Genomic DNA, 5,669 nt, shown 5'->3' on the forward strand with positions numbered 1-5,669 from the left:
GACCACGACGACGCGACGGACCGCGGCGACGCACGGCCGCAGGCCGACGCGGACCGCCGCGACGGTCACCGCGAGGACCGACGCGACCGGAACGGTTCCACGCGACCGATGAACGATCCGAATCCCGTTCCGACCGCGCCGATCCGGCCGACGGAGGGTGGGGAGATGGGCGTTAGCGTCTCCGCGTCCACGGCCATCATCGTCGCGGGGCTGTTCTTCGCGTTCACGACGTTTTACCCCGTGGCGGCCAACGGACTCGACCGCGTCTCCGACGCTCAACACGGCGTCAACGAGCGTGCGCTGGAGCGACAGAACACCGAGTTCGCGGTGACGAACGCCACGTACGACACCACCTCGGATATCCTCACCGTCAACGCCACCAACGAGGGATCCGTCGGCCTCGTCGCGGACGACGCGACGCTCGTCGTCGGCAACGAGTACGTCGACGTCGGCGGACCGAACGCGACGACCACCGTCGACGGCGACGCCGACACCGCGCTCTGGCTCGGTGACGAGCAACTGACGGTCGAGGTCGCACAGAACGACACGTCGACGACGATCGAGGAGGGAACGCGGATCGTCCTCGTCGTCGAGTCCGGCGTCCGCGACGCCGCGACCGTGACGGAGGTGAGCCCGTAGATGGCCAGCGTTCCCGTCTCCCACCTCATCCTGTTCATCGCGAGTCTCGTCATCGCCGCGGGCGTCGTCGGCACCATCACTACCGGCGTCGACCGCGTGAGCGCCGCTGTCGAGGACGCCGGCCTCGACGCGACCGAGACGCTTCGGACCGACGTGACGATCATCTCGGACCCTAGCGCGGGGGTGTATAACGCGAGCGAGAACAACGTAACGCTGCTGATCAAAAACACGGGCACCTACCGGCTCGCGCCCGACGGATCGGACCTCGACGTCGTCTTCGACGGGAGCTACGTCGGGCCGGACGCGACCTCCGGCGAACTCGTCTCCGCGGACGGCGCGAACGCGTGGAGTCGAGGCGACGTGTTGCGGCTCACGATCAACGTGAGCGAGATCGAGGGATCGGGCGGCACCCTCGACGACGGCGACCACCGGGTGTTCCTCTCGGCGAACGGCGACGAGGAGCTGTTCCAGTTCCGCGTGGAGGGGGGGAGCTGAGATGCCCCACGACAACCTGCTCTCCCTCGGCCTCGGCGAGCGCGACCGGCTGAACAAGGAGCTGGGCGGCGGCATCCCGCGCGGCAGCATCGTCCTCATGGAGGGCGACTACGGGGCCGGGAAAAGCGCCATCTCACAGCGGTTCGCCTACGGGCTGATCCAGGAGGGCGCGTCGGTGACGATGATGTCGACGGAGCTGACCGTCCGCGGGTTCATCGACCAGATGCACTCGCTGGAGTACGACATGGTGAAGCCGCTCTTACAGGAGGAGCTGCTCTTCCTCCACGCCGACTTCGACTCCGGCGGCGCGTTCTCCGACGGCGACGGCGAGCGCAAGGAGCTGCTCAAGCGGCTGATGAACGCCGAGGCGATGTGGAACTCCGACGTCGTCTTCCTCGACACGTTCGACGCCATCTTCCGCAACGACCCCACCTTCGAGTCGCTGGTCCGGAAAAACGAGGAGCGACAGGCCGCCTTGGAGATCATCTCCTTCTTCCGCGAGATCATCTCGCAGGGGAAGGTGGTGGTGCTCACCGTCGACCCCTCCGCCGTCGACGACGACGCGATCGGCCCGTTCCGGTCGATCGCGGACGTCTTCCTCCAGCTGGAGATGGTCGAGGTCGGCAACGACATCCGCCGCCAGATCAACGTCAAGCGGTTCGCGGGCATGGGCGAGCAGGTCGGCGACACCATCGGGTTCTCGGTACGTTCCGGAACCGGTATCGTGATAGAGAGCCGCAGCGTCGCCTGACCCATGACTCGGAGACGCACAGTCGGTCCGCGCGGGCGGACCGCGATCAACACGGCGACGCAGCGTGGGACATGACCGAACACGGAACCGCACAACCGTCCGACGAGCTCCGAAAGGCCGCCATGCGGCGGCCCCACCTCCGGGAACACCTCCGCGAGTTCAAACAGATCACGGGGGAGTTCCCGCAGTTCATCGAGGAGCCGAAAGACGAGTACGAGTCCGACCGGCCGAACGTCATCTACCCCGTCGGCGGCCCCATCTACAGCCACATCTACGGTGACCTCGGACAGGACACGAAGTACTACGCCATCGAACCCGAGGTGAGCGGTCCGCAGGTGGAGGTGCTCAACGAGGTAAAAAACCGGCTGCTCACCGCCAGCGGTCAGCACACGGCACCGGACAACGAGGCGGAGTACGACGACCTCATCGAGGAGCTGTTGGAGGAGGTGACCCACGTCGACGACACCTCCTCCGGCTGGCGCAAGGGGCTCTCGAAGCTGAAGAACTTCGGCAAGCTGTCGGTCACCGAGGAGACCTACGAGAACATCCGCTACCGGCTCAACCGCGACATCGTCGGGCTGGTCCCCTCGAGCCGATCATGCGCGACCCGGCCAACGAGGACATCCACGTCATCGGCCCCAAGGAGTGCCACGTCGACCACGGCACCTACGGCATGCTGGAGACGACCATCGACTTCGGGACGCCACAGGAGTTCGACAACTGGCTGCGGAACATGGGCGAGCGGATGGGCGACCCCCTCTCCGACTCCGACCCGATCGTCGACTCCACGCTCCCCGACGGGTCGCGTATCAACATTATCTACTCCGACGACGTCTCGCTGAAGGGGTCTTCGCTCACGATCCGGCAGGGCGACGAGGTGCCGCTGTCGATCAACCAGATTACCCACTGGGGAACGCTCTCGCCGCAGCTCTCGGCGTACCTCTGGCTCTGTTTGGAGAACGAGCAGACGGTGTTCGTGGTCGGGGAGACGGCGTCGGGGAAGACGACGACGCTGAACGCGATACTGTCGTACATCCCGGACGACTCGAAGATCTACACCGCGGAGGACACCGCCGAGGTCATCCCGCCCCACAACACTTGGCAGCAGCTGTTGACCCGCGAGGGCGGCGACGAGGGCTCTTCCGATGTCGACATGTTCGATCTGGTCGCCGCCGCGCTGCGGTCGCGTCCGGACTACATCATCGTCGGGGAGGTCCGCGGGGCCGAGGGGCGCATGGCGTTCCAGGCGGCCCAGACGGGTCACCCGGTCATGCTGACGTTCCACGCCTCGGACATCGTCTCGATGATCCAGCGGTTCACCTCCGAGCCGATCAACGTCCCGGAGACGTTCATGGACAACGCCGACGTGGCGCTGTTCCAGAACCGCGTCAAACAGGGCGACGACGTGCTCCGCCGGGTGACCAGCGTTCAGGAGATCGAGGGGTACTCGAAGGAGATGGACGGGGTCGTCACGCGCGAGGTGTTCAGCTGGGACCCTGTCGAAGACGAGATCGTCTTTCAGGGGATGAACAACTCCTACGTGCTCGAAGAGCAGATCGCGACGCTTCTGGGCTACGCCGACACCCGCGACATCTACGACGACCTGGAGTTCCGCGCGGAGCTGATAGAGCGGATGATTCAGGAGGGGATCATGGGCTACCACGAGGTGAACGACGCGATCAACTCCTTCCAGCGCGACGGCGTCGAGGGGCTCCCCTTCGACATGCACCGGAACACGAGGTAGCGACGATGAAGGCGAACGCGACGATGGGATGGGGGGAACACTGACGATGGCGGTAAAGGAGATGGGCGACGGGCTCGCGACCGCGCTCCAACTGACCTCCGAGGTCATGGAGTCGTACGACCAGCTCGACATCTCCAAGCGCAAGTACGTCGGGCTGGTGTTGCTGCCGGCCGTGTTCGTGTTCCTCGCGAGCGTCGTCGGGCTGGTCGCGCTCCCGCTCCCGATCGCCGCCCGGGTGCCGATCCCGATGTTCGGCGCGCTCGTGCTGTTCGCGGCCGTCATCTACCCGAAGATCTACCTCTCCAGTCTGGAGACGAAGATCGACAACCAGCTACACCTCGTGATGACGCACATGACGGTGTTGTCGACGACGAACATCGACCGCATGGAGGTGTTTCGGACGCTGGCGAAAGAGGAGGAGTACGGCGTCGCCGCCGAGGAGATCGGCCGCGTCGTCCACCTCGTCGACACGTGGAACCAGAGCCTCGACGACGCCTGTCGCCGCCGGGCACAGGAGGTCCCCTCCGACGCGATGGCCGACTTCTTCGACCGGCTCGGCTACACGATGGGCGCGGGGCAGTCGCTCCAGGAGTTCCTCGTCTCCGAGCAGGACGTGATGCTCGCGCAGTACGAGACCCGCTACGAGTCCGCGCTCTCGAACCTAGAGGTGATGAAGGACCTGTACATGTCGATGATCCTCTCGATGACGTTCGCGTTGGTGTTCGCGGTCGTCCTCCCGATCCTCACCGGCAACGACCCAACTGCGACGGTGGCGGCCGTCATCGTCCTCTTCGTGTTCGTCCAACTGGGCTTCTACGCGATGATCCGCGCGACGTCGCCGTACGACCCGATCTGGTACCACCCGGACGAGCGCGCCCCCGGCGACCTGAAGCTGTGGGCGTCGCTCATCGGCGGCGGCGGGCTCACGTTCGTGATCATCGGGATCACGGCCGCCGGGATGTTCGGCTACGGGCCGGGCCTGCCGGGACTCCTCTTTTTCGTCGACAACGTCCGGCTGCCGCTGTACCTCGCGGTCCCCATCTCGCCGCTGATCGTCACCGGCGTGGTGCTCCGGCAGGAGGAGCAGGCGATCACCGCCCGCGACGGCGAGTTTCCGTCGTTCGTCCGCGCGCTCGGGGCGACGGAGAGCGCGAAGCAGTCGACGACGACCGACGTGCTCACCACCCTCCGCGACAAGAACTTCGGCAAGCTCTCGGAATCGATCGAGCGGCTCTACCGCCGGCTCAACATGCGGATCAGCACCGAGGGCGCGTGGCGAGCGTTCACGCGTGACACGCGCTCGTACCTCATCCAGAAGTTCTCCGAGATGTACCTCGTCGGTCGGCAGATGGGCGGGGACCCGAAGATGCTCGGCGAGCTGATCTCGAAGAACATGAACGCCGTCAACCAGCTGCGCGAGCAGCGCCGGCAGGCGGCGATGACGTTCATCGGACTGCTGTACGGGATCACGGCGGCCGCGACGTTCGCCTTCTTCATCGGACTGGAGATCGTCGCCATTCTGGCCGACCTGACCGCTGACTTCGGGCTCGAAGAGATGGACATCGGCCAGATCGTCTACCCCGGCGCGTACGACATCCCGCTGATCGAGTACCTCCTGCTCACCGTCGTGCTGTTCAACGCGGCGCTCTCCTCGCAGATGATCCGCCGGATCGACGGCGGGAACCCGGCGAACGGCTACATCCACTTCGTCCTCCTGACGTGGCTCGGGGCGGTCACCGCCATCGCGACGCGGACGCTCGTCAACGCGATCCTGTCGATCTGAACGGCCCGCGGACGGGCTGCTCGACCGTCACTCGAACAGCGTCGGCTCGGCGATCTCCTCGTCGGCGGCGTCGCGCCACGAGCGCGAGGGCGTCCATCCGAACAGCCGATCCGCCTTGTCGATCGCGTAGACACCGCGGTCGTCGCCCTCGTCGACGGTACAGTCGTCGGGAACGCCGTCGTACGCCTCGCGGAGGAGGTCGAGCAGCGGGCGGCCGAGGGCGTTGTCGGCCGCGACGCAGTTCACCGCCTCGTGGG

At 66.0% G+C, this 5,669-nt stretch carries 4 protein-coding genes and 2 pseudogenes; 5 read left to right on the top strand and 1 reads right to left on the bottom strand.

The features are described from left to right. Nucleotides 1-165 precede the first annotated feature (165 nt). The 5 genes and pseudogenes from BN903_RS11815 (at nt 166) to flaJ (ending at nt 5,412) form a co-directional block, all read left to right on the top strand. Nucleotides 166-639, top strand: a complete 474-nt coding sequence (locus BN903_RS11815; protein WP_048077947.1) for a flagellin — start codon at nt 166-168, stop codon at nt 637-639. Next, nucleotides 640-1,134, top strand: coding sequence for a flagellar protein G (locus BN903_RS11820; RefSeq protein ID WP_048077912.1), 495 nt, complete (start codon nt 640-642; stop codon nt 1,132-1,134). It abuts the gene before it with no gap. 1 nt (nt 1,135) lies between these two features. Then, the gene (locus tag BN903_RS11825) at nt 1,136-1,885 is read left to right on the top strand and encodes an ATPase domain-containing protein (RefSeq protein ID WP_048077913.1); all 750 of its coding nucleotides are present in this window, start codon (nt 1,136-1,138) and stop codon (nt 1,883-1,885) included. A 71-nt stretch (nt 1,886-1,956) separates the two neighbouring features. Next, nucleotides 1,957-3,629, top strand: a pseudogene (locus tag BN903_RS11830) (type II/IV secretion system ATPase subunit). A 46-nt stretch (nt 3,630-3,675) separates the two neighbouring features. Further along, nucleotides 3,676-5,412, top strand: coding sequence for an archaellar assembly protein FlaJ (gene flaJ / locus BN903_RS11835; protein ID WP_048077948.1), 1,737 nt, complete (start codon nt 3,676-3,678; stop codon nt 5,410-5,412). Between the two features lie 27 nt (nt 5,413-5,439). Here flaJ and BN903_RS11840 read toward each other — a convergent pair. Continuing rightward, nucleotides 5,440-5,669: pseudogene (locus tag BN903_RS11840) on the bottom strand (NAD(P)-dependent oxidoreductase); the annotation flags it as partial.

It is taken from the genome of Halorubrum sp. AJ67 (assembly GCF_000513435.1).

Coding starts and splice junctions, on each gene's coding strand:
- BN903_RS11815 (WP_048077947.1), top strand. CDS start 166: ATGGGCGTTAGCGTCTCCGCGTCCACGGCCATCATCGTCGCGGGGCTG.
- BN903_RS11820 (WP_048077912.1), top strand. CDS start 640: ATGGCCAGCGTTCCCGTCTCCCACCTCATCCTGTTCATCGCGAGTCTC.
- BN903_RS11825 (WP_048077913.1), top strand. CDS start 1,136: ATGCCCCACGACAACCTGCTCTCCCTCGGCCTCGGCGAGCGCGACCGG.
- flaJ (WP_048077948.1), top strand. CDS start 3,676: ATGGCGGTAAAGGAGATGGGCGACGGGCTCGCGACCGCGCTCCAACTG.